Below are 26,103 nucleotides of genomic sequence, written 5' to 3' on the forward strand. Positions count from 1 at the left end.
CCGGTCGGTCTCAGCGGGCGTCGGCGGTGGAGCCGACGAGCCGGAGCGTGCCGGGCAGGAGGTCGTGGGTGGGGGCGGCGGACGGGTCGGCGAGGCGGTCGACGAGGTCCTGGACGCTGCGGGCGCCGAGCTCGGCGCCGGGCGCGACGACGGCGCTGACGGCGGGGTCGGCCGTGGCCAGGTCCGCCGCGGAGGTCGCGAGCGCGAGGACGGAGACGTCGTCGGGGACGGCGCGCCCGGCCGCGACGAGCCCGTTCACGAACCCGGACAGCGCCGCCTCGTTGAGGACGAGGACGGCCGTGACGTCGGGGTGGTCGGCGACCAGGGCGGTGGCGGCCTGCCGGCCCGAGCGCGGGTCCTGGCCGCCGCGGACGACGACCGGGTCGAGGCCGCGGCGGGCCGCCTCCGCCTCGTAGGCCCGCGCGGTGCGGACGACCGGCCCGTAGCCCGACCATGCGGAGCCGGAGGGGCCGCCCGGCTCGCCGAGGAACAGCGCCACCCGGCGGTGGCCGAGGTCAGTGAGGTGGTCGAGCCCCGTGGCGACCATGCCGGCGAAGTCCATGTCGACGTACGACAGCCCGGTCGTGTCCTCGGTCCGGCCGATCAGCCCGAAGGGCACCGCGCGCGCCGCGAGCAGCGCGACGCGCGGGTCGTCGGCGGTGACCTCCATGAGCAGGACGCCGTCGACGAGCCCGCCGGACAGGTAGTCGTCGAGCTGGGCGACGTCGTCGACCGGCCAGAGCACGACGTTGAAGCCGCGCTCGGTCGCGGCGCTCGCGGCGGCGGTGACGATGCTCAGCGCGGTGCTGCCGAGGCGGTGCTGCAGGGCGGGGAAGACCAGCGCCACGATGTGGCTGCGGCGGCTCGCCAGTGCCCGGGCGAGCACGTTGCGGCGGTACCCCAGGTCGGCCATCGCGTCCTCGACGCGGGTGCGCGTCGCCGGGGCCACGCGCTTGGTCCCGTTGACGACGAACGACACGGTCGTCAGGGAGACGCCGGCCCGGTCGGCCACGTCCTGCATGGTCACCACGGGGCACTCCTCACGTCGGGAACAGGTCGGGAACAAAGCTCGGGATCGGTGGTGCGGATCGATGATCACACAGCCGGACGAGATTGGTAAAGCGCTTTGACAGCCTCGCCGGGTCGTGCCTAACCTCGCCGTCACGTGAACCGAGCGAAGGAGCTACGACTGTGCGACGAACCCACACCGCCGTCGGCGCGGCGTCGGCCGCCGTCGTCGTCCTGGGGCTTTCGGCCTGCAGCGGCGGTGCCCGTGCGGACGACGGCACGCTGATCGTGACCGACACGCTGTCCGACACCAGCGCGCCCGTCTACCAGGAGGTCTACGACGCCTGCGCCGCCGAGGTCGGCATGAAGGTGCAGGCCAACCACGTGGCGGGCTCCGGGCTCATCGCGACCGTCCTGCAGCAGGCGTCGTCCGACACGCTCCCCGACGTCCTCATGCTCGACAACCCCGACGTGCAGCAGATCGCGTCGTCCGGCGCGCTCAGCCCGCTGACCGACTACGGCATCACGGGCGACGGGTTCCCGCAGGGCGTCGTCGACGCGGGCACCTACGACGGCGACCTGTACGGCATCGCGCCCGTCGTCAACACGGTCGGGCTGTTCTACGACGTCGACGCGCTCGCCGAGGCGGGGATCGAGCCGCCCACCACGTGGGACGAGCTGCGCGCGGCCGCCGAGGCGCTGACCACCGACGGGCGCTACGGCCTCGCGTTCAGCGCCGCCAACACCTTCGAGGGCACCTGGCAGTTCCTGCCCTACCTGTGGAGCAACGGGGCGGACGAGGACGACCTGACGTCGCCCCAGGCGGTCGAAGCGCTCTCCTTCGTCAACGGCCTCGTGCAGGACGGGTACGCGTCGTCGAGCGTCGTCAACTGGTCGCAGAACGACGTCAACGACCAGTTCATCGCGGGCAAGGCCGCCATGATGGTCAACGGGCCGTGGAACATGCCCGCGCTCGAGGCGGCCGACGGCCTCGACTACGCCGCCGTCCCGCTGCCCGTCCCGGAGGCGGGGGACACGCTCGAGGCGCCGCTCGGCGGCGAGGCGTTCACCGTCCCGCGCACCGGGAACCCCGAGAAGATGGCGAAGGCCGGCGACTTCGTCGCGTGCGTGACCCGCGGCGAGCACCAGCTCGCGATGGCGACCGGGCGCGGCGCCGTCCCGTCGGACACCGAGGTCGCCGCGGAGGCGGCCGCCGAGAACCCGGTCGTGGCGACGTTCGTCGACACCGTGCAGACCGCCCGGTCGCGCACCGCGCTGCTCGGGCCGGACTGGCCCGGCGCCGCCACCCAGATCTACACCGCCCAGCAGCTCGCGCTGACCGGGAGCGAGCCTCCCGCGGAAGCCCTCGAGCGGGCGACGGAGCACTGATGCGCACGCCCACGTCGCGCGCGTCGTCACCGAGGAAGGATCGACGATGACCACCACCCTCGCCGGCCCGGCGCCCGTCGTCGCGCCCGGTCGCGGCGCCGACCGTCGGCGCAACCGCGCCCGGATGCGCGAGCGGACCGCCCAGTGGCTGTTCCTCGTGCCCGCGATCGCGTACGTGCTCGTGTTCTTCGGGTACCCGATCGTCAAGAACCTCGTGATGGGGTCGCAGGACTACACCGTGCGGACCTTCGTCTCGGGCGAGGCGCCGTGGGTCGGGCTCGACAACTACGTCGAGGTCGTCACGAGCGGCCTGTTCCGCACGACCGTGCTCAACACGGCGCTGTTCACCATCGGCTCGATCGTCGGCCAGTTCGTCATCGGGCTCCTGTTCGCCCTCTTCTTCAAGCGGCGGTTCCCGCTGGGGAACGTGCTGCGGTCCCTCCTCCTGCTGCCCTGGCTGCTACCGATGATCGCGGGCACCGCGGTGTGGAAGTGGATCCTCGACCAGGACGGCGGCGTCCTCAACGAGGCGCTGGGCACGATCGGCATCGCGCCGGTCCACTGGCTCACCAGCCCCGACGTCGCGCTCGTCGCCGTCGTCCTGGTGAACGTCTGGGTGGGCATCCCGTTCAACATGACGCTGCTGTACTCCGGTCTGCAGAACATCCCCGACGAGCTCTACGAGGCCGGCGCCCTGGACGGCGCCACCGGCGCCAAGGCGTTCTGGCACATCACCTGGCCCAACCTGCGGCCCGTGGTCAGCGTCGTCCTCGTGCTCGGCGTGATCTACACCCTCAAGGTGCTCGACATCATCCTGGGCCTCACCGGCGGCGGCCCCGCCAACGCGACCCAGACCCTGGCCACCGACTCCTACCGGCGCTCGTTCCAGGAGTTCTCCTTCGGCACCGGCGCCGCGGTCAGCAACATCCTCATCGTGGTGTCGCTGCTGTTCGCCGTCGTGTACCTGCGCGTCAACAAGCGCGCCGTGGATGAGTGAGGTTCATCGTGAATCAGACGACCGACGCCCGGAAGCTGCGGTACACGATCGTCGGGATCGTGCTCCTCGCGGTCATGCTGTTCCCCGTCTACTGGATGGTCAACGTGTCCCTCCAGGGCGGCGGCACGGCGGCCAACAGCTCGTTCTTCCCGACGAACGTCACGTTCGAGGGCTACCAGCGGGCGTGGGAGGACCAGACCGGCAACCTCGTCACCAGCATGATCGTGGCCCTCGGCGCGGTGCTCGTGTCGCTGGTGATCGCCACGCCCGCCGCCTACGCGCTGTCGCGGTTCCGCCTGCGCGGCATGGGGATCTTCCTGTTCGTGCTGCTCCTGGCGCAGATGATCCCCGGCATCGTCATCGCGAACTCGCTCTACACGCTGTTCAACGACCTGGGCCTGCTCAACACGTACGTCGGGCTGATCCTCGCGAACGCCACCCACGGCATCCCGTTCGCCATCCTCATCATGAGCGCGTTCATGCGGTCCATCCCGCCCGCGCTCACCGAGGCGGCGCGCGTCGACGGCGCCGGCCACTTCCGCGCGTTCTGGTCGATCATCGTGCCGGTGAGCAAGAACTCGCTCATCACCGCCGGCCTGTTCAGCTTCCTCTTCGCGTGGAGCGACTTCATGTTCGGCCTCACCCTCACCACGGGTGCGGACATCAAGCCCATCACGCTCGGCATCTACGACTACCTGCAGGGCAACGTCCAGAGCTGGGGGCCCGTCATGGCGAGCGCCGTCATCTCCTCCGTGCCGGCGATCGTGCTCCTCGTCCTCGCGCAGCGGTACATCGCCGCCGGCGCGCTCGGCGGCGCGGTGAAGTGACGTGAGATGACCTCGTCCCCTCAGCCGAGGGCCGCCGCCCAGAGGCCGTTGCTCGCAGAGAACGCGGCGACCTCGTCGAGGTCGGCCACGGGGACGACGTCGCCCCCGCCGGCGGCCGACGCCACCCACCAGCCGGCGCCGGGCAGGCCGGCCGAGGCATAGGCGCGCACACCCGGTTCGAGGTGGCGACAACCGGGCCGGCGCCGTGCGAGCACCTCGCCGTGGGCCGGCTCCCACAGGCGCACCGACCCGTCGGCCTCCTCGCCGAGGACGACGGCGTCGAACCATCGCCAGACGACGACGTCGCGCCCGTCGGTCGCTGTCGCGATCGCGACGAGGTGGCCGGGGGAGACGCGCTCGGTACGCGGTGCCGGAAGGGTCGCGGCGAACGGCACGGTGGCGACACCGCCGTCGCGCCACACGTCGCACGCCTCCTCCGTCACGCGGAGCACCCGCGCGGTGCGGAGGGGCGGCGTCGTGCCGGGGCGGTCGCCGTGCCTGGCGTCGGTCGTCATGCCCGCGAGTCTGGCAGGGCCTCCCGTCGGGAGCGACAGGATTCGCGCGCCTGGCTGCGCGGCGCACGTGCGTTCTACCGCGAGCTGCGCAAGGCCAGGGCCGAGGGGCGCAGCGTGATCTAGGGCCTGGCGCCGCGGCCTCGGGCTCCGGCGGACGTGCTGTCGACGTAGCGCCCGGTGACGGTTCCCGTCTCGGAACCGCCACCGGGTGCTACGTCGGGGTGCGGTGGGTCAGCAGACGTCGTTGCCTTCGAGGTCCTCGCAGACGAGGCGCGTGCGTGCCTCGGTGACCGTGGTGGGGCCCGTGGTGCTCGTCGTCGAGATGGTGCCCGGGATGTCCGTCCAGTCGCTGGTGCCCTGGACGCGGAAGCGGCCCTGCCAGGTGGTGGTGAGCGAGACAGTGACGCCGTCGCGGTACACGTTGCCCTTGTCGTCGACGGCGGTGCCCGCGTCCTCGCCGGGCGTGCCGAGCTGGCTGTAGGTGTGTCCGACCCAGGACTCGTCAGGGGTGGCGTCGCCCTCGTGCCACGGGCGACCGGGAGACGTCGTCGTGAGCGTGCTGCCGGTGGACGAGTACGGGTCGTCGAAGTCCCACGCGTACTCGGTGGGCTCCGCGCGCAGGACGACGGGCACACCGAGCAGCGTGACCGTGCGGTCCTGCGGCGCCGCGGTGGTGTACGCCGGGTAGTGGACGTTGACCACCATCGGCGGGTTGCCCTGCACCGTCGCTTCCGGCGCCCGGATCTTCATGGACTTGAACTCGCGCTGTGCCTGACGTGCGATGTCCGCGGGGGAGATGCACTCGTCCTCGGTGAGCTGCTCGGCGTCGTCGTAGGTGCCGTTCTCCCGGACTCGCTGCACCCAGAGCGCATCGAGGGCGTACTCGCCGTCTTCGCACGGTGTCGTGATTTCGACGACGTCCGTGCCTTCCGGGCATGCACCCGGTGCGGTGACGATGCCGCTGAGGGAGTCCAGGTCTTCACCCAGCGTCCCGCACGTCACCGCGTCGGTGCGGGCGTAGCGGTCCCGGGGTTTGTCGGGAGCCGCAGGCTCCCTACCATCGGGAGTGTTCTTCCAACCACTCCCGCGGGCCTCTGCACCGGTCTCGTTCGAGTTGTCGTCTGCGAAACCAGAGTACTTTCGCTCGGACTCGGATGCTGCAGACTGCTGATGCGCGCTTGCCTGAATCAGGGGCATCGAAGCGAGGGAAGCCAGAGCCAGCGCAACCGTGGCCAGTCGCGCGGCGACCTTCACGAGCTCTGGTCCGTTCGAACCTCGACAACGACCCATTGTCCGTCGCGGCGGGCCATCTCGACCCTGGATTCTGTAGTGTCGGCGGCTTCGCTGAAGACTTAGCTTCCTGACTTGTCCGTGACGCTCACGGGAGAGATTCTCACAGCCACGTCCATCGGCCAGATTTCTGTAGTGGCCTCCTGCTCGTAGGTGTGCACCACGGCCGCCTTTACATCACCGCCATGCCACTGGTCTCCCTGTTCGGCGATCTCCTTTGCTTGGTCAATACGCGCCGAACAATGAGTGCAGCTCTTGCTCGACATCTCTTCATAATTGGCCGTATCGCCGGTCTTCATGATGTACGGGTCGAGCTCGAGGAAGTACACCGCTGCCGCCTCAGCGCCGGCGGGGCCGTCGTCGTCCATCTCCTTCGGCCGCTCGGGCGCGACGACGACGGCGGTGGCGCTGGGCGACGGGGACGCGGAGGGGCTCTCGCTGGCGGCGGTGGTCTCGGGAGACGGCGTCGCGGGCGGGTCGTCGTCGCAGCCGGCGACGAGGAGCGCCGCGGCAGCGGTGATGGAGGCGGCGGCGAGAATGGCCCGGCTGCGGGTCATGACGGGGCTCCCTGTCGGCGGTGACGTCGCGGTCACTGTAGAGCAGATCGTCATGTGGTTGCCTGAGCGTCTGTGGATATCGCGATCCGTGCAGGTGGCGGTGGGGACGACGCTCGTCGACCGCGAGACCGGCTCCGGCGACAGTCGCGCAGAGGTGGGTACGAACGGGCCCACGGGGGGGTGAAACGTGGCGCAGACGGTGCGTGCGCCGGGCCCCGGACGGACGATCCAGAGGAGGGGGCTTGTCGCGGGAGAGGGACTGCGGTGAGAGTCCTGGTGGTGGGTGCGGGGATCGGCGGCCTGGCAGCGGCGGTGGCCCTGATCGATCGGGGACATGACGTCGAGGTCGTCGAGCGAGCGGAGTCGCCGCGCGAGACCGGTGCGGCGTTCATCCTCTGGAGCGGCGGGACGGCGGTGCTCCACGACATCGGGATCTCGCTCGACGGGCTCGGGACACGGCTCGAGGTCCTCGAGAACCGCGGCTGGGACGGTCGCCGGCTCGGACGCATCCGGGTCGGCGCTGCGACCCGCCGATTCGGCTCGCCGCAGGTCTGCGTGCGGCGCCGCGACGTGGTCCGGCGGCTCGCGGCCCGGCTGCCGGACGGCGTGGTCGAGTACGGGAAGAAGGCCGTCGCCGTGACCCAGGACGGCGGCGGTGCGCGCGTCAGGCTCGAGGACGGCACCAGCCGGACGGGGGACGTCGTGGTGGGGGCGGACGGCGGGCGGTCGGTGGTGCGGGGCGACCTGCACGGACCGGCGGAGCCGCGCGCCACGGGCTGGGTCACCTGGCAGGGGATGCTGACGGCGCGGGCCGACGCGGACATCACCGGCACCGGGCTGTTCGTCGTCGGCCCCGAAGGGCTCGTCGGCATGTTCGACGCCGGCAACCATCAGGTCCAGTGGTGGTTCGACCACCCATGGCGCCCGGACGAGCCGCGGCCGCGCTCGGTCGTCGCGGACCTGGCGGACCGCTTCGGACACTGGGCCGACCCGGTGCCGGGTCTCCTCGCCAGGGTCGACGACGCCACCATCGGCTTCTACCCCCACTACGGTCACGACGTGGCCCGTGAGTGGGGGCGCGGACGGGTCACGCTGCTCGGCGACGCGGCGCACCTCATGCCACCGACCGCCGGCCAGGGGGCGAACCAAGCACTCGAGGACGCCTGGGTCCTGGCACGCGCGCTGGACCACGCGCCGGACGTGCCGGCCGCGCTGCGCGACTACGAGCGCCGTCGTGCGCGCCGGGCGCGGCTCGCCTCCAGGGTGGCGATGCGCGAACGAGCCAACCAGTACCGGCCTCGACAGGCACGGATGCTCCCCGATCCGGTGGCGACAGCGCTCTTCGTCCGATGGCTCGGGCTCCTGAGCGACCGGCTCGCCGCAGGGCCCGTCGACGGGGCTGCCGGCGCCGCGCCAGCATGACCACGCCCGACGCGACGGCGCCCGACACCGCCGCAGGCCCGCGCGTGCTGCGTCCGCTGGCAGTGGTGCTCGGCATCTTCTGGAGCGTGCTGTTCTTCGGGATCATCGACCTGACCAGCTACTTCGACGGCCCGGAATGGGTCCCGATGAGCCTCCTCGCGACCGGCTGGGGCCTCATGTTCACGGTCATGGTTGCCGCCCCTCTCCTGGCCGCCGGGATCTGGCCGAGCCTCGGTGACGTCGCCGCGCTCCAGCTCGTCCTCGGCGGGCTGGCGATCGCGGTCGCGGCCGCGCTCAGCGGGACGCCCGCCCACCTGATCGTCGCGGCGGGCGTCGCCGGGTCTGCCGCCGCTGTGGCCGTTCCGGTGCGACGGCCGCCGCCGGTCCCTCGACCGCACCTCCGCGACTGGTGGCCGGGGGCGTGGGCCGCTGTCGGGTCCTGGGCATGGGCCGGCTACGCCGGGATGGCCGTCGCCGCCACCTGGCGAGGGCTCGCCGACGACGTCACGGTGGGCTTCCAGCACTGGCCGGTCCAGGCCGCGCTGCCCCTCGCACTGTCCCTCGTCGCGGGGCTCGCGGCCATCCACCCGGCGGGCTGGGCGCTCCCGACGACGTGCGTCGCGGTCTGCGCGGCATGGCTCGGGGCGGTGTCGGTCATCCGACCCGAGGTGCTGGGGAGCCTGGGCGCGGTCTGGGGCGTGGCGGCCGCCGTGTGGGGCGTCGGGCTGGTGGTCGCAACGTGGATCACGGCGCCGCGAGGCGGGCGCCAGGCCTCTGTGGAGTGATCCGCCGCAGGGGTTGAACGGTCGCTGCCGGTGTGGTGACGTGGAGGCTCCGAGGCCGCCGGCGACCGTCCCGCGGCCCGCACGCTCACCCCGGGAGGTCAGGACGATGGTGTCGACGTGGGCCGACTTCCAGGCGGCGCAGCGCTCCGCCCTGGCCGCCTTGGTGGCCGGCGACCCGCACGACTTCCAGCAGCTCTGGGACCAGGCCGCGGACGTCTCCCTGCTCGGCGCGTTCGGCGGGGTCGCGCGCGGCTGGGAGGAGGTGCGCGACCGCCTCGCCGCCGTGGCCGTCACGTACCGCAACGGCGTCTACCGGCGGCTCGACCAGCTCGACGAGCACGTCCACGGGGACACCGCCTGGACCGTGCACGTGGAGGAGATCCACTCCCGGTCCGCGACCGGGGAGCCCGAGGTCCGCGAGCGTCGCGTCACCAAGGTCTACCGGCGTCGCGCGGCCGGCTGGCGGATCGTGCACATGCACGCCGACCCGCTGGTCACCCCGGCCTTCCCCGACGAGGGCGCGACCGGCCCCTGACGGGCCGCGGCCGTCGCGCGGGGTCTCGGTCCGGTGGCTTCAGTCCAGTGGCCGCACGAACGTGCGGAACTCGCCACGCTCGACGTGCAGCTCCCAGAGCCGCTGGGCGAGAGCGTCGGGTTCGTGGTCCGGGTCCCCGCCGCCGATGCCGAGCGGGATGATCAGCTGCGCGACGTGGATGCCCTCCGGCGCCAGGGCCTCGTGCAGCAGCCGGGCGTAGGCGCTCTCGGCGGCGAAGGCCACGGACGTGCCGGTCACGGCGTCGCGCGGCCGGACGGCGCTCCCGCCGTTGGGGAACAGGACGGTCCCGCGGCCCAGCTCGCGCATCCCGGGCAGCACGTGCCGGACGGCGGCGGCGGGGCCGAGCACGGACATCTCGAGCGGGCCGACGAGGTCGTCGGCGGTGGTCTCGAGCGTCGGCTTCATGAACTCGCGCGCGGGCACGGGGCTGTACTGCAGCACTTCGACGGGCCCGAGGTCGGCGGCCGCCCGGTCGAGCGCGGCGGTCAGCGCGGCGCGGTCCCGGGCGTCGGCGACGAACCCGGCGGCGGTGACCCCCTCGTCGCGCAGCCCGGCCGCGAGCCGGTCCAGCTTCGCGGCGTCCCGGGCGACGAGCGCGACCGAGAAGCCCTCGCGGCCGAAGCGCCGCGCGACCGACAGCCCGAGGCCGGGGCCGGCGCCGATGATGGCGAGCGTCGTCATGTCGTTCCTCCCACGTGGCGGTCGGCGTCCGTGCGACGCCGGCTCGAGTCCCAGTCAACGCCCGCGGCGGCGGTCGGGGGAGTCCCTGGCGTGGGGTGTACCGGCCGGGGACCCCACGGTGCCCACGTCGGGCGGAGGGGCCGCGGCGGCGGTTCGATGTCGGGAGCACGCCGATGTCGAGGACGCGCGGCCCGCTCCGTCCCCGGGGTGAGGGCGGCGGCCGGCGCCGCGACCGACGGAGGGACGCACACGATGGAGCAGCAGGAGATCGACCGCGAGCTGGCGGACGCGAGGGAGCTCCTCGGCTCGCCGTCCGCCCTGCACCTGGCCTACACGGCGCAGGACGGCACCCCGCGGGTTGTCCCCGCGGGGTTCTGGTGGACCGGGTGGGAGCTGGTGGTCTCCACCGCCGAGACGGCGCCCAAGGTCGCCGCGCTGCGAGCCCGCCCGGACGTGGCCCTGTCCCTCGTCGACGGCGACTCGCCGTCGGGGGCGAAGTCGCTGTCGGTGCGCGGCCGCGCGGAGATCACGGTCGTCGACGGCCTCGTGCCGGAGTACCTCGCCGCCGCCGGCAAGGGCATGGCCGGGGCGGAGCTCGAGCAGTTCGAGCAGGCCTGCCGCGCGCTCTACGACCGCATGGCGCGCATCGCCGTCGTGCCGACCTGGGCCCGCTACTACGACTTCGGCACGGGCCGGATCCCGGCGTTCCTCCAGGAGCTCGCCGCGCGCGGGACGGCGGGGCAGGGGTGAACGGGCCCGCCCGTCACGGCGTCGTGAGGTCCTCCGTGGTCAGTCCGTCGGCGAACTCCTGGAACTCCGCGAGCTCGTCGGGGCAGTAGATCCCCATGATCAGCACCTGCCCGCGCACGGCCCGGCTGTCCGCGATCACGGGCCGTGCCCCCGGGCCGCCGGCCCCGTTGGTGAGCTGGGCGAGGTAGGCGGCACGGCTCAGCGCGTCGTTCGGGTTCGCGCACACCGCGCCGCCGTCGTCCGCGAGCACCCGCATCACCTGGTCCTGGGACGGCGTGCGGGCCCCGGCGGCGTCGAGCGCCGCGATGAGCTGGTCGGCCTTGGCCTCGGCGTCGCGGGTCTGCTCGCCCGACCGGTAGAAGATCAGTCCGAGGACGACGAGCGCGAGGACCACGACGGTCACCACCACGTACAGCGTCCGGCGCTCGCGGGGCGGCTGGGTCTCGTCGACGGTGCTCATGCCTCGCTCACCCCCGAGCCGTCAGGGGGCGCGCCCGCGACGTCGGTGCCCGCCTCGCCGCCGTCGTCGGGCTGCCGCCACGACGGCTTGCGGAACCGGTAGAACAGGTAGGGGACGAGGAGACCGAGCCCCAGCGCCCCGCCGCCCACGATGAGGAAGTACAGGCCGGCGTTGCCGCCCCCGAACTGGGACGGCGGCACGAAGCCCACCAGCAGGGCCGCGAGCGAGGCCGCGAACCCGACGCCGCACAGCGCCACGAGCATCGGCGCCCGGAAGCCGCGCGGATGGTCCGGGTACCGACGGCGGAGGCCGACGGCGGCGACGAACATGAGCAGGTACATGATCAGGTAGACCTGAGTGGTGATCACCGAGAAGATCCAGTAGGCGCTGGAGACGTCGGGGATCAGCGCGTACATCAGGCCGATCGCCGTCGTCACGACGCCCTGCACGACCAGGATGTTCTGCTGCACGCCGTGCTTGTTCAGGCGCTGCAGGAACGGTGGCAGGTAGCCCTCCTGCCGCGAGATGAGCAGCAGGCCCTTGGACGGTCCGGCCAGCCACGTGAGCATCCCGCCCAGCGACGCGGTGACCAGCATGACGCCCACGATCGGGGTGAGCCACTGCGAGCCGAAGCTCGCGAACACCGCGTCGAAGGCCTGCATGACGCCGGCGGTGAGGGACAGCTCCTCGGCGGGCACCACCCAGCTGATCGCCAGCGCCGGGAGGATGAAGATCAGCAGCACCATCCCCATCGCGAGGAACATCGCCTTGGGGAACTCCTTGGCCGGGTTCTTCAGCGAGGAGACGTGCACGGCGTTCATCTCCATGCCGGAGTACGACAGGAAGTTGTTCACGATGAGCACGAGGCTCGCGAGGCCGGCCCACACGGGGAAGATGTGGTCGCTGGTCATCGGTGCCGCCGACTCGTTGCCCTGGCCGAGGAACACCATGCCCAGCGTCACGAGCACGACGCCGGGGATGAGGGTGCCGATGATGAGCCCGCCGCTCGCGAGGCCGGCCACGCCCTTGGTGCCGCGGGACGACACCCACACGCCGCTCCAGTACACGACGATGATGACGAGCGCGGTCCAGACGCCGCTGCTGGCCAGGGACGGGTTGAAGACGTAGGCGAGGGTGCTCGCGACGAACCCGAGCAGGCTCGGGTAGTAGAAGATCGTCATCGCGAACTGGCACCACACAGCCAGGAAGCCCATCGGCTTGGAGATGCCGAGCGCGACCCAGTTGTAGACGCCGCCCTTCCAGCCCGAGGCGAGCTCGGCGGACACCAGCGACGTGGGCAGCAGGAAGACCACCGCGGGCAGCAGGTAGAGGAACACGCAGGCGAGCCCGTAGACCGCCATCGTCGGCGCGGCCCGCAGGCTGGCCACCGAGCTGGTCGTCATCATGGCGAGCGCGACCCACGAGATCCACGCCGTCGTCGGCGGCCTCGTCCTCGTGCCGGCCGCTGCGGGGCGCGGCGTGTCCGTGGCACTCATCGTCGTCTCCCGGTCCCGTTCAGGACCCGAGCAGCTTGGCCTTCTGGGCGGCGAACTCCTCGTCCGTGAGGACGCCGCTGTCACGGAGCCGGCCCAGCTTCTCCAGCTGTGCGATGACGTCGTCGCCGCCGGCCGCCGCCGGCGCCGGCGGCGGTGCGTACTGCTGAGGCGGCGGCGCGTACTGCTGCTGCGGCTCCGCGTACTGCTCCTGCGCGGCCCAGCGGCCGGCCTGACGTCGTGACACCCGGTTCGACACCGCGGTCGCGGTCCCCGCGACCACCGCGGTCCGGGCGACCCCTCGTAGCAGTCCCATCTCACTCCTCCTCGAGCTTGTCGAGCGCCGCGACGACGTCGTCGACCGGGATACGGCCGCTGGAGACGACCTCCGCGCCGGCCTCGCGCATGGCGGCGACGAAGGGTCCCGCCCACGTGTTCTCGTACACGATCATCCCGACGGCGCTGCCCGGTTCCACGAGGGAGGCGCCGCGCGCCAGGTCGTCGTCGTCGAGCAGGCCCGACGTCACGCCCTCGAACACCGCGAGGTCCAGCTGCCCGTCGTCGTCGAGGTCCGTGAGCGCCACGCCGACGACGCCGGTCTCCGTCACCTTCGCCACCCGCAGGTCGAGGATCCGGATGATCCCGCGCTCCACGAGGTCCAGGAGCGCGGGCAACCCCTTGCCCTGCAGCCTCGCGCCGGGGAACTCCAGGACGAGGTAGTCGATCGGTCCCACCTGCTGCTCGGTCTGCTGCTCGGTCATCGAGGTCCTCCTGCGACGGTGCCAGCCTGCCGGTCGCGACCCGTGCGGCCGCGACGGACAGGCTGGCACCGTCGCGGGTGGTCGCACCCCACCCCGGGCGGGGTGGAGCGTCGCCACCCGGGTCGCCCGCAGCATCGGTCGGGAGGACCACCGCCCGTCTCGCCGCCCCGTCTCGCCGCCACCTGGAGCCGAGCATGACCTTCACCGACCCCGGACCGACCTCGGTCGACCCCGTCTCCGCCCAGGCCGGGGACGTCGCACGTGCGGTCGGCGTCGACCCCACCCACGGGCTGACGGCCGAGGAGGCGCGGGCGCGGCTCGCGTCGCACGGGCGCAACGAGCTCGCGGCCAAGGCCCGCGAGCCGGGATGGCGCGCGTTCCTGCGCCAATACCAGGACTTCATGCAGGTCGTGCTGCTCGTCGCCGCCCTGGTGAACCAGCTCGTCACGGGCGACACCGGGACGACGGTCGTGCTCGCCGGCCTGACGGTCTTCAACGCTGTGATCGGGCTGCGGCAGGAGGCCAAGGCCGAGGAGAGCGTCCGGGCGCTGGCCCAGATGATGCGGACGGTCTGCCGGGTGCGGCGCGACGGCCTGGCGGCGGAGATCGACGCGGCCGAGCTGGTCCCGGGGGACGTCGTCCTCGTCGAGGCCGGCGACCGGGTCCCCGCCGACGGACGGCTGTGGGTGGCGGCCGCCCTCGAGATCGAGGAGGCCGCACTGACGGGCGAGAGCCTGCCCGTCGCGAAGTCGGTCGACCCCGTGCCCGGCGACGGCGTCCCGCTCGGGGACCGGGTCTGCATGGCGTTCATGAACACGGCGGTGACCCGAGGCCGCGGCGAGCTGATCGTGACGGCGACCGGGATGGGCACCGAGATCGGGCACATCGCCGACATGCTGGCCGGCACCGAGACCGCGCGGACGCCGCTGCAGCGCCAGCTCGACGCGCTGTCGCGGATCATCGCGTCGGTCGCCGGCGTCGCGCTCGTGCTCGTCGTCATGCTCGGCCTGGCCCAGGGGCAGCCGTTCGACACGCTGTTCGTCACCGGCGTCGCGCTCGCCGTGGCCGCCATCCCGACGGGCCTGCCCGCCGTGGTCACGGCGCTGCTGTCGATGGGCACGCGCGAGATCGCCCGCCGGCACGCGATCGTCAAGCGGCTGCCCGCGGTCGAGACCCTCGGCTCGACGTCGGCGATCTGCTCGGACAAGACCGGCACCCTGACGCTCAACAAGATGACCGCCCGCCAGCTCGTCGTGCCGGGCCACGGCCGCTTCACCGTCACCGGCGAGGGCTACGCCACCGCCGGCGAGATCCGGCACGTCGGGGGGCAGCGGATCGACCTCGACCCGTACCTGCTGCCGATGGTGCTGTGCGCGGACGCCGTGCTGGACGGCGAGGACCTCGTCGGCGACCCGACGGAGGGTGCGCTGATCGTGCTCGGCGCGAAGGGCGGGCTCGACGTCGCGGGCACGCGCGCGGCGCTGCCCCGGGTCGCGGAGGTGCCGTTCGACTCCGCGTACAAGTTCATGGCGACGTTCCACGAGGTCGTCGCCGACGGGCGGGCGGTCGTGCGCTGCTACGTCAAGGGCGCGCCGGACGTCCTGATCGGCCGGTCCACCGCCGTCCTGCGCCCCGACGGGACGGTGACCGCCCTGACGGACGACGAGCGCCGGCGCGCGCTCGCCGCCAACGACGAGATCGCCGCCGCAGGCGAGCGCGTGATGGTGGTCGCCCGACGAGACCTGGAGCCGGGGGTGCTCGAGGGGACCGCGCCCGGCGACCTCGTCCGCCTCGTGGACGGGCTCACGCTGCTGGCGATGGTCGGCATCGTCGACCCGCCCCGCCCCGAGGCGAGGGCGGCGATCGCCGAGTGCCGCGGGGCCGGCATCCGCGTCCGGATGATCACCGGCGACCATGCCACGACCGCTGCCGCGATCGCCGCGGAGCTCGGCATCGAGGGTCGGGCCGTCACGGGCCGCGAGTTCGCCGCGACGAGCGACGAGCGCCTGCTCCGCGAGCTCGACGAGATCGGCGTGGTCGCCCGGGTCGCGCCGGAGGACAAGGTCCGCCTGGTCCGGCTCCTCCAGGAGCAGGGCGAGGTGGTCGCGATGACCGGGGACGGCGTGAACGACGCCCCCGCGCTCAAGACGGCCGACATCGGCGTCGCCATGGGCATCACCGGCACGGAGGTCTCCAAGGAGGCCGCCGTCATGGTGCTCACCGACGACAACTTCGCCACCATCGTCGGCGCGGTGTCCTACGGGCGGGCGCTCTACGACAACCTGGTCAAGTACCTGCGCTTCCAGATGTCGACGCTCGTCGCCTACATCGCGATCTTCCTCGGCGCCGGCACCCTCGGGATCGCGGGCGGGGTGCCCCTGGACCCCCTGCAGATCCTGTGGCTCAACATGGTCGTGGACATCCCGCTCGCGATCGCGCTGGGGTTCGACCAGCCCGCGCGGGGGCTGATGTCGAGGGCGCCGCGGTCCGTGTCCGCGCCGGTGATCTCGCGCGGCGGGTGGGTCCGGCTCTGCGCGCAGGGGCTCGTCATGACGGTGGGGTCCCTGGTCGCCTACCAGGTCGGCGACGACCAGGGCGGCGCGGTCGTCGCGACGACGATGCTGCTGACCACGCTGTCGCTGTTCCACCTCGCCGGGGCGCTGCTCTCGCGCGACCCGGAGGGCACGATCTTCGACCGGGACGCCCTGCCCGGGGCGGTCCAGCTGCGCCGGTACGGTCTGGCGCTGCTCGCGATCGTCGCGGTGACGGGCATCGACCTGCTCGCGCGGATCTTCGGCACCACCGGGCTGTCGTTCGGGCAGTGGTGCACCGCCGCCGGCCTCGCGCTGTCCCTCGTGGTGGTCGAGGAGCTGTGGAAGCTGGTCGCCCGGCGGCGTCGTCCCGCGGTCCGCGCCTGACGGACCCGGTCACCCGGAGGGCTTGCGCGCGCCGACCGCCCGCGTGGGCAGGAGGCGGGTCAGCAGCACCGCCACCGCGGCGAGCACGGACAGCACCGCCAGGCTGGTGCGCAGGCCGTCGATCCGCGCCGCCGAGTTCTCCTCGACGACGGCGTCGACCTGCTCGGGCGGCAGCCCGGCGTCGCCCAGCCCCTCCCGCAGCTGGGCGTCGGAGAGGAACGGGATCCCGGCGGCGAGCTGCACCGTGGCGGTCGCGGCCAGCTCGTCCGGCACGGCGGGGTGGTCCTCGATCCCGGCCAGGAAGCTCGCGGTGAGCGCCGCGACGAGCACCGACCCCGCGAGCGCCGTCCCGAGGGACGCCCCGAGGTTGGTCGACGTGTTCTGCAGGCCGCCGACCTCGCCGCTGAGCCGGTCCGGCACCGCGGAGACGGTCACGGCGCCGAGCTGCGACGACAGCGCGCCCACCCCGATCCCGGCGAGCAGGAGCGGCACCGACACGATCTCGGGCCCGGTGCCGACGTCGAGGGCGAGCACCAGCGACACGATGCCGGCCAGCAGCGCGACCAGGCCGATCGTGACGACGCGGCGCGGCGACGCCTCGGGCCAGAACCTCGGGACGGCGACCGCCGCGAGCAGCAGCGCCACGGACAGGGGCAGCAGGCGCAGCCCGGTCTCGAACGCGCTGAGCCCGAGGGCCACCGACAGATAGAGCGGGACGGTGAAGAACAGGCCCGCCTGGAGCAGGAACTGGAACAGGAACATGACGAGGCCGCCCACCAGCTGCGGGTTGCGCAGCAGCGTGACGTCGACCAGCGGCTCCAGGCCCCGCGCCGTCCGCCGGCCCTGCCACCAGAGGAACACGCGGATCACGACGAGGCCGACGACGATCAGCCACAGCGTCGCGGAGATGCCCGCGACCGCCGGGGCGCCGGGCTTGGCGCGGACCCACCCCCACTCGCTCGAGCGGAGCACGCCGAACACCGCCACGCCCAGGCCCAGCGCCGACAGGACGACCCCCACGAGGTCGATCCGCGACCGGGCGGCGGGCGCGGAGTCGGCGATGCGGCGGGTGAGGGCCAGGATCGCCAGGACCACGACCACCTCGCCCGCGAACACGTACCGCCACGTCCAGAGGGTGGTGACGGCGCCGCCGATCAGGGGGCCGGCCGCCACCGCGATCGCCCCCGCGGAGGCGACGAGCCCGTAGGCACGGGGGCGGCCCGCAGGCGGGAAGTTCGCGGCGACGAGCGCCACGATGGCGGGCATGATGAGCGCCGCGCCGAGCCCCTCGAGCACCGACCAGCCGAGCAGCAGGACGCCGAGGCTGGGCGCGAGGGAGGTCGTCAGCGAGCCGGCGCCGTAGATCACGCAGCCGAGGGCGAACGCGCGGCGGCGCCCGATCATCGTGCCGATCTTGCCGCCGGTGACCATCATCGTGGCCATCACCAGGGTGTAGAGCGTGATGGCGGTCTGGACGCCCGTCACGGTGGTCCCGACGTCCTCGGCGACCTGCGCGATCGACACGTTCATGACCGAGCTGTCGAGGGTCATGAGGAACTGGCCGGAGGCCAGGGTGAGCAGCACGAGCCCCCGGGTGCCGCTGGTGGGCCCGGCTGCCGGTCCCGTCGCCATCGTCGTCCTCTCCCGCCGTCGCCCGTGCCGTCGTGCTCGGAGCATCCGCCGGGCGCGGGTGGGTGAGCGCCATCCGTCGGGGGGTGGTGCGGCCCCACCCGCCCTCGGGCCAGCCTGGCCGGGCACGACACGACCGCGGGGGAGGGGAAGTCCGATGACGGATGCGCCGGGGGCGGGCGCGGCGCACGGGCCCGACGACGACCTCCTGGAGTACGTGATGATCGCCGTGCCGGCGGTGGAGCTGCTGAGCGGCGTCGTGGCGACGGTCACCGGGCTGGTCCGGTCGGGGGTGCTCGGGCTGGTCGACGCGGTCCTGCTCCGCCGCGGGCCGGACCAGGCGTCGGCCACGGCCCATGCCCTGCGGGACGTCGAGCAGCTGGCGCCGCTCGCGGCGCTCGAGCGCCCCCGGGTCCGGCTCAGCGCGCACGACGTCGCGCTCGCGTCGGTGGCGGTCGAGCCCGACGCGGCCGCCCTCCTGCTGCTCCTCGAGGACCGCTGGGCCGCGCCGCTGTCGGCCGCTGCCCGGGCGGCCGGGGGGCGGATCGTCGGCGGTGAGCGGCTTGCCCGTGTCCGTGTCCGCGCGGCCGGGTCTGCCACGGCGCCGTCCTCGGCGCGCCACGACGGGCCCGTCGCCGACACCGGGCGCCGGGGAGCCGCCGACCTGCTGGTCCGCGGGCCGGCGACGGCCGCGCGGCCCGAGCTCGCCGTCGACCCCGCGGCTCAGCTCCGCACGCTCGCCGAGCTGGTGGAGCGGGGCGTCCTCACCCTCGACCAGTACGAGGCTCAGCGCCGCAGGGTGCTCGACGGCTGAGCGTGCCCGGGACTGACCAGGGCGCGCGCGAGCTCGGCAGCCTCCGCGCGCGACCCGCAGCCGAGCTCGCGGTAGATGATCTTGAGGTGGAACTTGAGGGTGTTCACGGAGATGTAGAGCTCGTCCGCGACCTCCCGCAGGGTGAGCCGGCTCGGCAGCATCCGCAGGATCCCGAGCTGACGGTCGGTCAGCGAGCGTGCGCGCTCGCGCAGCGCCGCGCTCGACAGCACCGACCCGTCGGCGGGGACACGGCGCAACCGCGCCAGCCAGCTCGGCGGCACGCGCCACGCGAGCCGCTCGATCGCCTCGACGACCTCGGGACCCGCGCTCGCGACGGTCTGCACCAGGCCGTGCGCGGAGGCCGTGCCGACGGCCTCGAGCAGGTGCGCCTCGGCCTCCGCCGGGCTCGCGGCGGTGCGGGCGAGCACCAGGTCGAGGACCACGCGGTGCCGCGCGTTCCGGGGCTCGGCGTCCACGACCAGGCCCGCGACGGCCCCGGGCTCGCCTTCCGCGACGAGCACGAGAGCGCCCTTGACGGGTGACCAGAACGGGTCGTCGATCTGCGTGACCCAGCGTCGTGCCTCGTCCGTCGCGCCCCGGGCCAGAGCGACGAGGCATCCCGTCCGGGCCAGGAGGCCCCGGCCGCCCGGGCCGGTGACCTCCGTCCCCACGATCTCGGCGGCCTGGGCGAAGGCTCGTCCAGCGGCGTCCAGGTCCCCCTGGTCGAGGTGCGCCCGGGCCAGCTCCAGGCAGGCGAGGAGCCGGCAGTGCGGCAGGGGGTCGCAGTCCTCGCCGGACAGCCGGTCGAGCAGCGGCAGGGCGGCGGCCCGGTCGCCGATCTCCCGGAGAGCGATCCCCTCGGCCGTCAGGAGCTCGGTGCGGAGCATGGTCATGCTGGTCTGCTCGGACGCCTCCCGCGCGCCCGCGACGAGCCGCAGGGCGTCGACCGGACGCCCGCCGAGCGCCGCGCCGAGCGCCCGCGTGCCCTCGAGCGCGAGTCTCCGCTCAGGTGCCGCGGCGATCGTGAGCGCGAGCTTGTGCACCTCGGCGCTGGCGTCGTCCCACCGCTCGGCGAGCGCAATCTCCCGGGCGACCAGGTTCCAGCCGTACCGCACCACCGGGTCGAGCAGCCAGGAGTCACCCATGGTGGCGAGGCCGGCCCGGGCGAGTCCCGCGCCGCCGGCCCAGTCGCCGCGGATCGCCGAGACGACCGCCCGCAGCACCTCGAGCCGGGCGCGCACGGCCGGCGCGGTCGCCCCGTCGTCGGCGCCCGGGTCGTCGGCGCCCGGGCCGACGTCGTGCGCCCGGGCGTCGAGCCCGTCGACCGTCTGCACGAAGCCCGCCCGGTCCACATAGAGCCGGCACCAGGCGACGTCGCTCGCGGCGCCCGGGTCGGCCGGCGCGACGTCCGCGGGGATCGCGGCGAGCGTGCGCAGGACCGTGGACCGGCGACCGCTCTCGTAGAGCGCGGTGACGCAGGACGCGAGGAGCCGGAGCGCGTCGCGGTGCTCCTGCGCCCGCAGCAGGTGCTCGATCGCATGCACCGGCTGGCCGTCCGCCTCGTACCACCGGGCCGCGAGGCGGTGGAGCTCCGCGATCCGCGCCGGGTCCTGCCGGCGCAGCCGCGCGACCAGCGCCTCACGGACCAGCGCGTGCAGCTCGTACGACCCTGCGGGCTCGATCCGGGCCACGAACAGGCCGCGCTCCTCGGCGCGGGCCAGCAGGTCGGGGGCGTCCTCGCGGCCGGCCAGCGCCCGCGCGAGGCGCGGGTCGACGCGGTCGACGACGGCGGTGGCGGTCAGCACCGTCACGACGTCCGACGCCTCGCCCCGGAGCACCTCGTGCCAGACGTAGTCCTCGAGGTAGCGGGCGCCGTCGTCGCGGCGCACGGCGCCCGGGGCCGACCGGTCGTCGCGGGCCTCGTCGCCGTCATCGACGTCGCCCTCCTGGAGGTCGCTGTCCTGGAGGTCGTCGGCCTGGTTGTCGCCGGCCCGGACGTCGTCGGCCCGCGCAGCGGCCGACCGTGCGGCCAGCGCGGCGAGCTGGATGCTCGCGGCCCAGCCCTCGGCCTGGCGGGACATCTCGTCCACGCGGTCGGCCGGCATCGCGGGGGCGAGCCGGGCGAGCATCGCGGACGCCTCCGCGTCCGAGAAGCGGAGCTCGGGGAAGCGGACCTCGCCGAGCATCCCGCGCGCCCGCAGCCGGTCCACCGGGAGCTGCGGCACCCGGCGGCTCACCAGCACCACGTGCAGCCAGCCGGGGAGCCGCTGCACGAACGTCCGCAACGACGCCGTCACCGGCTCGTCGTCGACCAGCTCCAGGTCGTCGACCACGAGCACGCGCGCGTCATAGGGTCGCGCCTCGAGGTCGTCGAGCAGCACGGCGAGCGCGTCGTCGAGCGGCCGCTGCTGCCGCAGGGCCCGCGCCGCGGGCTCGGAGCACCCCGGTGCGATCCCCTCGAGGGCGGCGAGGATCCCCCGCCAGAGCTGGGCGGGGTCGCGGTCGGGCTCGTCGACGGACAGCCAGGCGTGGGGGAGGGCGCTCCGCGCGGCCCAGTCGCGCACCAGCGAGGTCTTGCCGGAACCGGCCGGCGCGACGACGAGCGTGAGCGGCGCCCGCACCGCGTCGTCCAGCAGCCTGACGAGCCGCGGCCGCGGCACGAGGTACTCGGGGCTCACGGCCGGGCGCAGCTTCGCCGGCGAGACCGTCGACAGGAGGCTGCGGCGGCTCGCGCCCGGGGCGTCGAGGTCGGGTGCCCCCGGTTCCTGTGCACGCGTCATCGTGACTCCGCCCTGGTGTGCTCCTGCCAGTATGAGCCCGCGCGGCGGGCGCGGCCGTACCAGCGTCTCTCTCCCGCCCCGCGAGCGGCCACGCGACGGCGAGATATCACCCGGCCCGGCCCGGCGGCGGTGAGCTCCGTCAGCGACCGGCCCGGGCCGGCGCGAGCGAGGCGAGCGCGGCCGCCAGGGCGACCGCGGCGGCGAACCAGTACCCGGCGGCGAACGTGTCGAACCCCGGGTCGACCAGGGCCGCGGCGGCGACGCTGGACACGGCGGAGACACCGGTCGCGGCCCCGAACTCGTGGAACGTGCTGAGCGCGCCGGAGGCCACGCCGGCCTCGTGCGGCTCGGCCGCGGAGAAGAGGCTCCCCGCGGCGGCGACGAACACGGCGCCGACGCCGAACCCGGCGACGGCGATGCCCACCACGAGCACCGTCATCGAGAAGATGCCGGCCGCCGCGGCCAGGCCGACGGCGGCGACGAGCAGCCCGACGACGGACACGGCGCGCACGCCGAGGCGGGGGAGGACGCGGCCCGCGACGCTCGACCCGAGGATGGTGCCCACCGCGACGGGCAGGAACGTCAGCCCCGTGTCCAGGGCGCTGAAGCCGTGGAGCTGCTGCAGCGTGAACGAGCCGAGGAAGAACACGGAGATCATCAGGGCCGTGGCGACGAAGATCAGCCCGAGCCCGCGCAGCACCGGTCGCCGGACGAGCAGGGCCGGGTCCACCAGCGGCGTCGCGGACGCGCGCAGGTGGCGCGCGAGCAGCACGTACCCGACGACGCCGACGAGCAGGGCGACCAGGGTCGGCGCGCTCAGCCAGCCGGCGTCGCCGGCGGTGACGAGCCCGTACACGGCGGCGGCGGTCGCGGCGGTGGCGAGTGCGGCGCCAGCCACGTCGAGCCGACCGCCCGACCCTGGCCACGGCCGTACCCACCGGAACAGGGCCAGGAGGAGCAGCACCCCGACGGGCACGTTGACGTAGAACACCCACGGCCAGCCCGGGCCCGACGTCAGGACGCCGCCCACCAGCACGCCGACGGCGGCTCCCGCGCCGCCGAGCGCGGACCAGACGCCGATCGCGCGCGACAGCTCCGGCCCGCTGAACGTCCGCACGATGACGGACAGCGCGGCCGGCGACATGGCCGCCGCGCCGGCGCCCTGCAGGGCGCGGGCGGCGAGCAGCAGCTCCGGGGACCGTGCGAGCCCGGCGAGCAGCGACGCGAGGGTGAACAGCGCGAGGCCGGCGAGCACGACGCGGCGCGGGCCGAGGACGTCGGCGGCCTTGCCGCCGAGCAGCATGAGCCCGCCGAAGACGAGGGCGTACACGCTCGCCACCCAGGCCAGGCCGGAGCGGGAGAGGCCGAGGTCGGCCCCCATCTCGGGGAGGGCGATCGCGACGACGGTCACGTCGACGATGAGCATCAGCTGGGCGATGCCGAGCAGCGCGAGGATGCGCCAGCGCCGGGGGTCGGGTGCGGAGGGCTGGTCGTCCGGAGTCTGCGGCGTGGTCTGCGGGGCGGGCTTCTCTGGTGACGTCATGGCACGGTCCCTCGAGGTGTCGAGCACGAATAAGTCGAACATGCCTGTTCGAGTAAATTAACTCGAACAGGCATGTTCGACAAGAGGGTCGTGCGGGTGACTTCCGGGGCGACGTCAGGCGGAGAGCGCGCCGAGGGTCGTGGCGCGGACGAGCGCGGGAGCCTCGTCCGCGGTGATCTCGCCGCGGTGCACCGCGGCGGAGGCGCCGTGGAGGATCGCCTGCAGCACGCTGACCTGCCAGTCGACGGGCATGTCGTCGCGGAGCTCGCCGGCCGCGCGGCCGCGCTCGAGCAGGCCGCGGACCCGCTGCGCGGGCCCCTCGTGCGCGCGGCTCATCTCCTCGGGCGGGAGGACCTGGGAGCCCGCGACCACCAGGGCCCCGAACCGGTGGGTCAGGTGCCAGGTCGCCTCGAGCAGGCGGCCGAGCGCCTCGCGGGGGTCGCCGTCCAGGTCGACGGTCGCCAGCGCCTCGTCGGTCTGGGCGATCGCGCGGTCCACGACCTCGCGCACGAGCGTCGCCCGCGAGTCGAAGTGTCCGTAGAGGGTGACGCGACCGACGCCCGCGGCCTTGGCGATCTCGTTGATGCTCGCGTCGGGGTCCGTCGCCAGCACGCGGGTGGCCGCGGCCAGGATCGCCTCCACGTTGCGGACGGCGTCGGCGCGCTTGGCGCGGTCCCGGCCGCCGTCGGCCGTGGCCCCGTGCGTCGTCTCCGTCGTCTGCGCCGGTGTCGTGACCACGAGCTCCTCCAAGCCTGTACAGGAGTGTCCAGGTTAACGGTCCGGGCTCGCGAACCGGTGGCAGTCCACCTCGACGGTCCCGCCCGGCACCGGCGCGCGGTGCACGAACCGGCCTTCGTCGACCCAGCCCTGCCGCGCGTAGAAGCGGCGCCCCGGCGCGTTCCCCGTCGCCACGGCGAGCCAGGCGCGCGGGTGCCCGGCGTCCCGGACGGTCTGGGCCGCGTGCCGCAGGAGCGCCCCGCCGACGTCGGCGCCGCGGGCCGCGCGGTCGACGTAGAGCTGGTCCACCTCGTCGCCGGCGACCATGACGAAGCCCGCGACGGCCCCCCGGTGCACGGCGACAGTGGTGTCGGCCATGCGCTCGCGGGCGCGCTCCGGGAACGACGCCGGGGTGCGGGCCACCACGAGTGCGTCGGGCACGTGGCCCAGGTGGGCGTCCGTCCAGCCCTCGTGCCAGATCCGCGCGACGGCGTCCGTGTCGTCCGGGGTCGCGCGCCGGAGCTCCGCCGGGCCGGGCGTCGCCGCCGTGGAGTGCGACATCGTCGTCCGCCCTTCCTCTAACTCGAACAAGTGTGTACAGTTTATCGCGCTCGATCGTCAGCGGTTCACCTCACGCGGTTCGCACGCACGAGAGCGAGAAGACCATGACCCAGGACCAGGTGTCAGGCACGTGGACGGCCGACCGGCGCTCGGTGCTCGGCCGGGTGTGGCCGGCGGCGCTCGGGGTGGTCGTCGCCGCCGCGACCGCGGTCGGGCTCGCCGACGCGCGCGACGTCGCCCCGGTGCTCGCCGCCTCCGGCCTCGTCTACCTGGCGGCCGCCGCGCTCGGCCGGCCCGGCGCCGCATGGCTCGCGTTCGGCGTGACGTTCGTGCTGATCGGCGCCACCAAGGTCGTCGACCTCGACCCGACGCCCTGGATGATCGGCCTCGCCGTGGTGCTGGTCGTCGTCGGCCTCGCGGCCGGGCGCCGGCGCCCGCCGTGGTCGCTCCCGCTCCAGGCCGCGGCGATGCTCGTCCTCGGGGCCGCCGCGTCGGTCGCCGTCCGGCTGGACGCCACCGCGGGCGGGCTCGTCGTCGCCGTCGGGCTGCTCGGGCACGCCGCCTGGGACGTCTACCACCACCGCTCCGGTCGCGTCGTGGCCCGGTCGTTGTCGGAGTTCTGCGGCGTGCTCGACGTGATCCTCGCCGTCGCGCTCGCGGTGCTGGTGCTGACGGCGTGACCTAGAGGCCGAGATCGACCTCGCGGCGGACGTCGCGGTCGGGCTCGAGGACGAAGAACCGCGAGACGACGGCGCGGTACAGGCGCAGCTCGGCGGGCGCGACGATGCGGTCGACGGTCCAGGGGCCCAGTCCCTCGGCGCGGGAGCGGCGGTCGAAGATCGCGAGGCAGCGGTCGCGGTCCGTGTCCGGCACCTCGCCCGCGGTGGCCTCGGCGTACACGGCGCGCGGGCGGCCGTCGACGGGCGCGGGCGTCTCGAAGACCACGATGCCCACCGCGGACCGCCGGGCGACGTTCGTCGAGTGGCGCGTGCCGCGCCGGGAGACCCAGACGAGCTCTCGCCCGTCGCGGGCGAACCAGACCGGGGTGGGCCACGGGTTCCCGTCGCCGTCCGCGGACGCGAGGACCAGGTAGCGGCCGTCGTCGAGGACGCGACGCGCGAGCCCGGCGTCGTCCTGCTCGTCGGTGTCCTGTCGTTCCATCGCGGGCCTCCTCGCGTCGCGGTTCGCCACCATGCTGGCACGGGCGGGCGTCCGCCGGCGGGGCGGTCAGGAGGTCAGGGAGGCGAGCACGTCGCGGTAGTGGGAGTTCTCCATGACGCCGAGAACGTTGCCGAACGGGTCGACGACCGCCGCGGTGACGAACCCGGGGCCGCGCTCGACCGGCTCCTGGTACGCGGCGGCGCCGAGCTCGAGCAGCCGCGCGACGGTGCCGCGGACGTCGTCGACCGCCCAGTAGGCGACCGCGCCCGCGGCTCCGTCGGGCTGCGGGGGAGCGAAGCGCCGGTCCATGATCCCCAGCTCGTGCTGGTAGTCGCCGATGCGGAACTCCGCGTAGGCGAGCGCCCCGCCGGCCTCGCGGGCGAAGTACGCCTCGGTGCCGAGCACCTCGGCGTACCAGTCGCGGGCAGCGGCCACGTCGTCGGCCAGGTAGGTGATGGTGGTCAGTCCGCGCAGCATGTCGGCTCCCGG

General features: G+C 74.0%; 26 protein-coding genes. 10 read left to right on the top strand and 16 right to left on the bottom strand.

Annotated features, from left to right (window positions below; all coding sequences use genetic code 11):
- Window positions 1-10 precede the first annotated feature (10 nt).
- Entirely contained in the window at window positions 11-1,021 is a 1,011-nt protein-coding gene (locus ACH443_RS06460; RefSeq protein ID WP_430590000.1) for a LacI family DNA-binding transcriptional regulator, read from the bottom strand.
- Window positions 1,022-1,191: 170 nt separating this feature from the next.
- On the opposite strand from ACH443_RS06460, the gene ACH443_RS06465 reads away from it, so the two are divergent.
- The 3 genes from ACH443_RS06465 (at window position 1,192) to ACH443_RS06475 (ending at window position 4,221) form a co-directional block, all read left to right on the top strand.
- The gene (locus ACH443_RS06465; protein WP_429763937.1) at window positions 1,192-2,397 is read left to right on the top strand and encodes a sugar ABC transporter substrate-binding protein; all 1,206 of its coding nucleotides are present in this window, start codon (window positions 1,192-1,194) and stop codon (window positions 2,395-2,397) included.
- Between the two features lie 46 nt (window positions 2,398-2,443).
- Window positions 2,444-3,394: a carbohydrate ABC transporter permease gene (locus tag ACH443_RS06470; protein ID WP_430555954.1), complete on the top strand. Its 951-nt coding sequence runs from the start codon at window positions 2,444-2,446 to the stop codon at window positions 3,392-3,394.
- 74 nt (window positions 3,395-3,468) lie between these two features.
- Entirely contained in the window at window positions 3,469-4,221 is a 753-nt protein-coding gene (locus tag ACH443_RS06475; RefSeq protein ID WP_430550381.1) for a carbohydrate ABC transporter permease, read from the top strand.
- 20 nt (window positions 4,222-4,241) lie between these two features.
- Here the strand turns inward: ACH443_RS06475 and ACH443_RS06480 are convergent, their stop codons facing one another.
- The 3 genes from ACH443_RS06480 to ACH443_RS06490 all read right to left on the bottom strand — a co-directional run bounded on the left by ACH443_RS06480 (window position 4,242) and on the right by ACH443_RS06490 (window position 6,583).
- A complete protein-coding gene (locus ACH443_RS06480) occupies window positions 4,242-4,736 on the bottom strand; it encodes a hypothetical protein (protein ID WP_430589817.1) in 495 nt (164 codons plus the stop codon).
- A 231-nt stretch (window positions 4,737-4,967) separates the two neighbouring features.
- Window positions 4,968-5,597, bottom strand: a complete 630-nt coding sequence (locus ACH443_RS06485; RefSeq protein WP_430555952.1) for a hypothetical protein — start codon at window positions 5,595-5,597, stop codon at window positions 4,968-4,970.
- 491 nt (window positions 5,598-6,088) lie between these two features.
- Window positions 6,089-6,583, bottom strand: coding sequence for a DUF6318 family protein (locus tag ACH443_RS06490; RefSeq protein ID WP_430589818.1), 495 nt, complete (start codon window positions 6,581-6,583; stop codon window positions 6,089-6,091).
- Between the two features lie 264 nt (window positions 6,584-6,847).
- Between ACH443_RS06490 and ACH443_RS06495 the strand changes: the two genes are divergently transcribed.
- The 3 genes from ACH443_RS06495 to ACH443_RS06505 all read left to right on the top strand — a co-directional run bounded on the left by ACH443_RS06495 (window position 6,848) and on the right by ACH443_RS06505 (window position 9,325).
- Window positions 6,848-8,005: an FAD-dependent monooxygenase gene (locus tag ACH443_RS06495; RefSeq protein WP_430589819.1), complete on the top strand. Its 1,158-nt coding sequence runs from the start codon at window positions 6,848-6,850 to the stop codon at window positions 8,003-8,005.
- Window positions 8,002-8,790: a hypothetical protein gene (locus ACH443_RS06500; RefSeq protein ID WP_430589820.1), complete on the top strand. Its 789-nt coding sequence runs from the start codon at window positions 8,002-8,004 to the stop codon at window positions 8,788-8,790. Before ACH443_RS06495 ends, ACH443_RS06500 begins: the two co-directional genes overlap by 4 nt.
- Before the next feature lie 106 nt (window positions 8,791-8,896).
- Window positions 8,897-9,325, top strand: a complete 429-nt coding sequence (locus tag ACH443_RS06505; protein WP_430589821.1) for a YybH family protein — start codon at window positions 8,897-8,899, stop codon at window positions 9,323-9,325.
- A gap of 39 nt (window positions 9,326-9,364) precedes the next feature.
- Here the strand turns inward: ACH443_RS06505 and ACH443_RS06510 are convergent, their stop codons facing one another.
- Entirely contained in the window at window positions 9,365-10,027 is a 663-nt protein-coding gene (locus tag ACH443_RS06510) for an SDR family NAD(P)-dependent oxidoreductase (RefSeq protein WP_430589822.1), read from the bottom strand.
- A gap of 252 nt (window positions 10,028-10,279) precedes the next feature.
- Between ACH443_RS06510 and ACH443_RS06515 the strand changes: the two genes are divergently transcribed.
- Window positions 10,280-10,777, top strand: coding sequence for a pyridoxamine 5'-phosphate oxidase family protein (locus tag ACH443_RS06515; protein ID WP_430589823.1), 498 nt, complete (start codon window positions 10,280-10,282; stop codon window positions 10,775-10,777).
- A 13-nt stretch (window positions 10,778-10,790) separates the two neighbouring features.
- Here the strand turns inward: ACH443_RS06515 and ACH443_RS06520 are convergent, their stop codons facing one another.
- Genes ACH443_RS06520 through ACH443_RS06535 form a run of 4 tightly spaced genes read right to left on the bottom strand, consistent with a single transcriptional unit; the run spans window position 10,791 to window position 13,491 of the window.
- A complete protein-coding gene (locus tag ACH443_RS06520) occupies window positions 10,791-11,237 on the bottom strand; it encodes a hypothetical protein (protein ID WP_430589824.1) in 447 nt (148 codons plus the stop codon).
- Window positions 11,234-12,733: an APC family permease gene (locus ACH443_RS06525; RefSeq protein WP_430589825.1), complete on the bottom strand. Its 1,500-nt coding sequence runs from the start codon at window positions 12,731-12,733 to the stop codon at window positions 11,234-11,236. The genes ACH443_RS06520 and ACH443_RS06525 overlap by 4 nt, the downstream gene beginning before the upstream one ends.
- Window positions 12,734-12,752: 19 nt before the next feature.
- The gene (locus ACH443_RS06530; protein WP_429731777.1) at window positions 12,753-13,046 is read right to left on the bottom strand and encodes an SHOCT domain-containing protein; all 294 of its coding nucleotides are present in this window, start codon (window positions 13,044-13,046) and stop codon (window positions 12,753-12,755) included.
- 1 nt (window position 13,047) lies between these two features.
- A complete protein-coding gene (locus ACH443_RS06535) occupies window positions 13,048-13,491 on the bottom strand; it encodes a DUF6325 family protein (protein WP_430589826.1) in 444 nt (147 codons plus the stop codon).
- 194 nt (window positions 13,492-13,685) lie between these two features.
- Between ACH443_RS06535 and ACH443_RS06540 the strand changes: the two genes are divergently transcribed.
- On the top strand, window positions 13,686-16,409 hold the full coding sequence (locus tag ACH443_RS06540; protein ID WP_430589827.1) for a cation-translocating P-type ATPase: 2,724 nt from the start codon (window positions 13,686-13,688) through the stop codon (window positions 16,407-16,409).
- Between the two features lie 9 nt (window positions 16,410-16,418).
- Here the strand turns inward: ACH443_RS06540 and ACH443_RS06545 are convergent, their stop codons facing one another.
- The gene (locus ACH443_RS06545; protein WP_430589828.1) at window positions 16,419-18,041 is read right to left on the bottom strand and encodes an MFS transporter; all 1,623 of its coding nucleotides are present in this window, start codon (window positions 18,039-18,041) and stop codon (window positions 16,419-16,421) included.
- 154 nt (window positions 18,042-18,195) lie between these two features.
- Here ACH443_RS06545 and ACH443_RS06550 point away from each other — a divergent pair, with 154 nt between their 5' ends.
- Window positions 18,196-18,852 (top strand): hypothetical protein, encoded by a 657-nt coding sequence (locus tag ACH443_RS06550; protein WP_430589829.1) that lies wholly within the window; start codon window positions 18,196-18,198, stop codon window positions 18,850-18,852.
- Here ACH443_RS06550 and ACH443_RS06555 read toward each other — a convergent pair.
- From ACH443_RS06555 to ACH443_RS06570, 4 genes are all read right to left on the bottom strand, one after another.
- A complete protein-coding gene (locus ACH443_RS06555) occupies window positions 18,825-21,632 on the bottom strand; it encodes a LuxR C-terminal-related transcriptional regulator (protein ID WP_430589830.1) in 2,808 nt (935 codons plus the stop codon). The two genes, ACH443_RS06550 and ACH443_RS06555, sit on opposite strands and share 28 nt — an antisense overlap.
- Window positions 21,633-21,771: 139 nt before the next feature.
- Window positions 21,772-23,175: an MFS transporter gene (locus ACH443_RS06560; RefSeq protein ID WP_430589831.1), complete on the bottom strand. Its 1,404-nt coding sequence runs from the start codon at window positions 23,173-23,175 to the stop codon at window positions 21,772-21,774.
- A gap of 114 nt (window positions 23,176-23,289) precedes the next feature.
- Complete coding sequence (locus ACH443_RS06565) at window positions 23,290-23,913, bottom strand: TetR/AcrR family transcriptional regulator (protein ID WP_429763956.1); 624 nt, start codon at window positions 23,911-23,913, stop codon at window positions 23,290-23,292.
- A 33-nt stretch (window positions 23,914-23,946) separates the two neighbouring features.
- Complete coding sequence (locus ACH443_RS06570; protein WP_429763957.1) at window positions 23,947-24,453, bottom strand: N-acetyltransferase family protein; 507 nt, start codon at window positions 24,451-24,453, stop codon at window positions 23,947-23,949.
- Window positions 24,454-24,557: 104 nt separating this feature from the next.
- On the opposite strand from ACH443_RS06570, the gene ACH443_RS06575 reads away from it, so the two are divergent.
- The gene (locus tag ACH443_RS06575; protein ID WP_430589832.1) at window positions 24,558-25,133 is read left to right on the top strand and encodes a hypothetical protein; all 576 of its coding nucleotides are present in this window, start codon (window positions 24,558-24,560) and stop codon (window positions 25,131-25,133) included.
- A 1-nt stretch (window position 25,134) separates the two neighbouring features.
- On the opposite strand, the gene ACH443_RS06580 is transcribed toward ACH443_RS06575, so the two are convergent.
- On the bottom strand, window positions 25,135-25,614 hold the full coding sequence (locus tag ACH443_RS06580; protein WP_430589833.1) for a pyridoxamine 5'-phosphate oxidase family protein: 480 nt from the start codon (window positions 25,612-25,614) through the stop codon (window positions 25,135-25,137).
- Between the two features lie 66 nt (window positions 25,615-25,680).
- Complete coding sequence (locus tag ACH443_RS06585; RefSeq protein ID WP_429763960.1) at window positions 25,681-26,091, bottom strand: VOC family protein; 411 nt, start codon at window positions 26,089-26,091, stop codon at window positions 25,681-25,683.
- Window positions 26,092-26,103 lie beyond the last annotated feature (12 nt).

Source organism: Isoptericola sp. NPDC019571 (assembly GCF_044389385.1).
In the GTDB taxonomy this organism is placed as follows: domain Bacteria; phylum Actinomycetota; class Actinomycetes; order Actinomycetales; family Cellulomonadaceae; genus Isoptericola; species Isoptericola nanjingensis.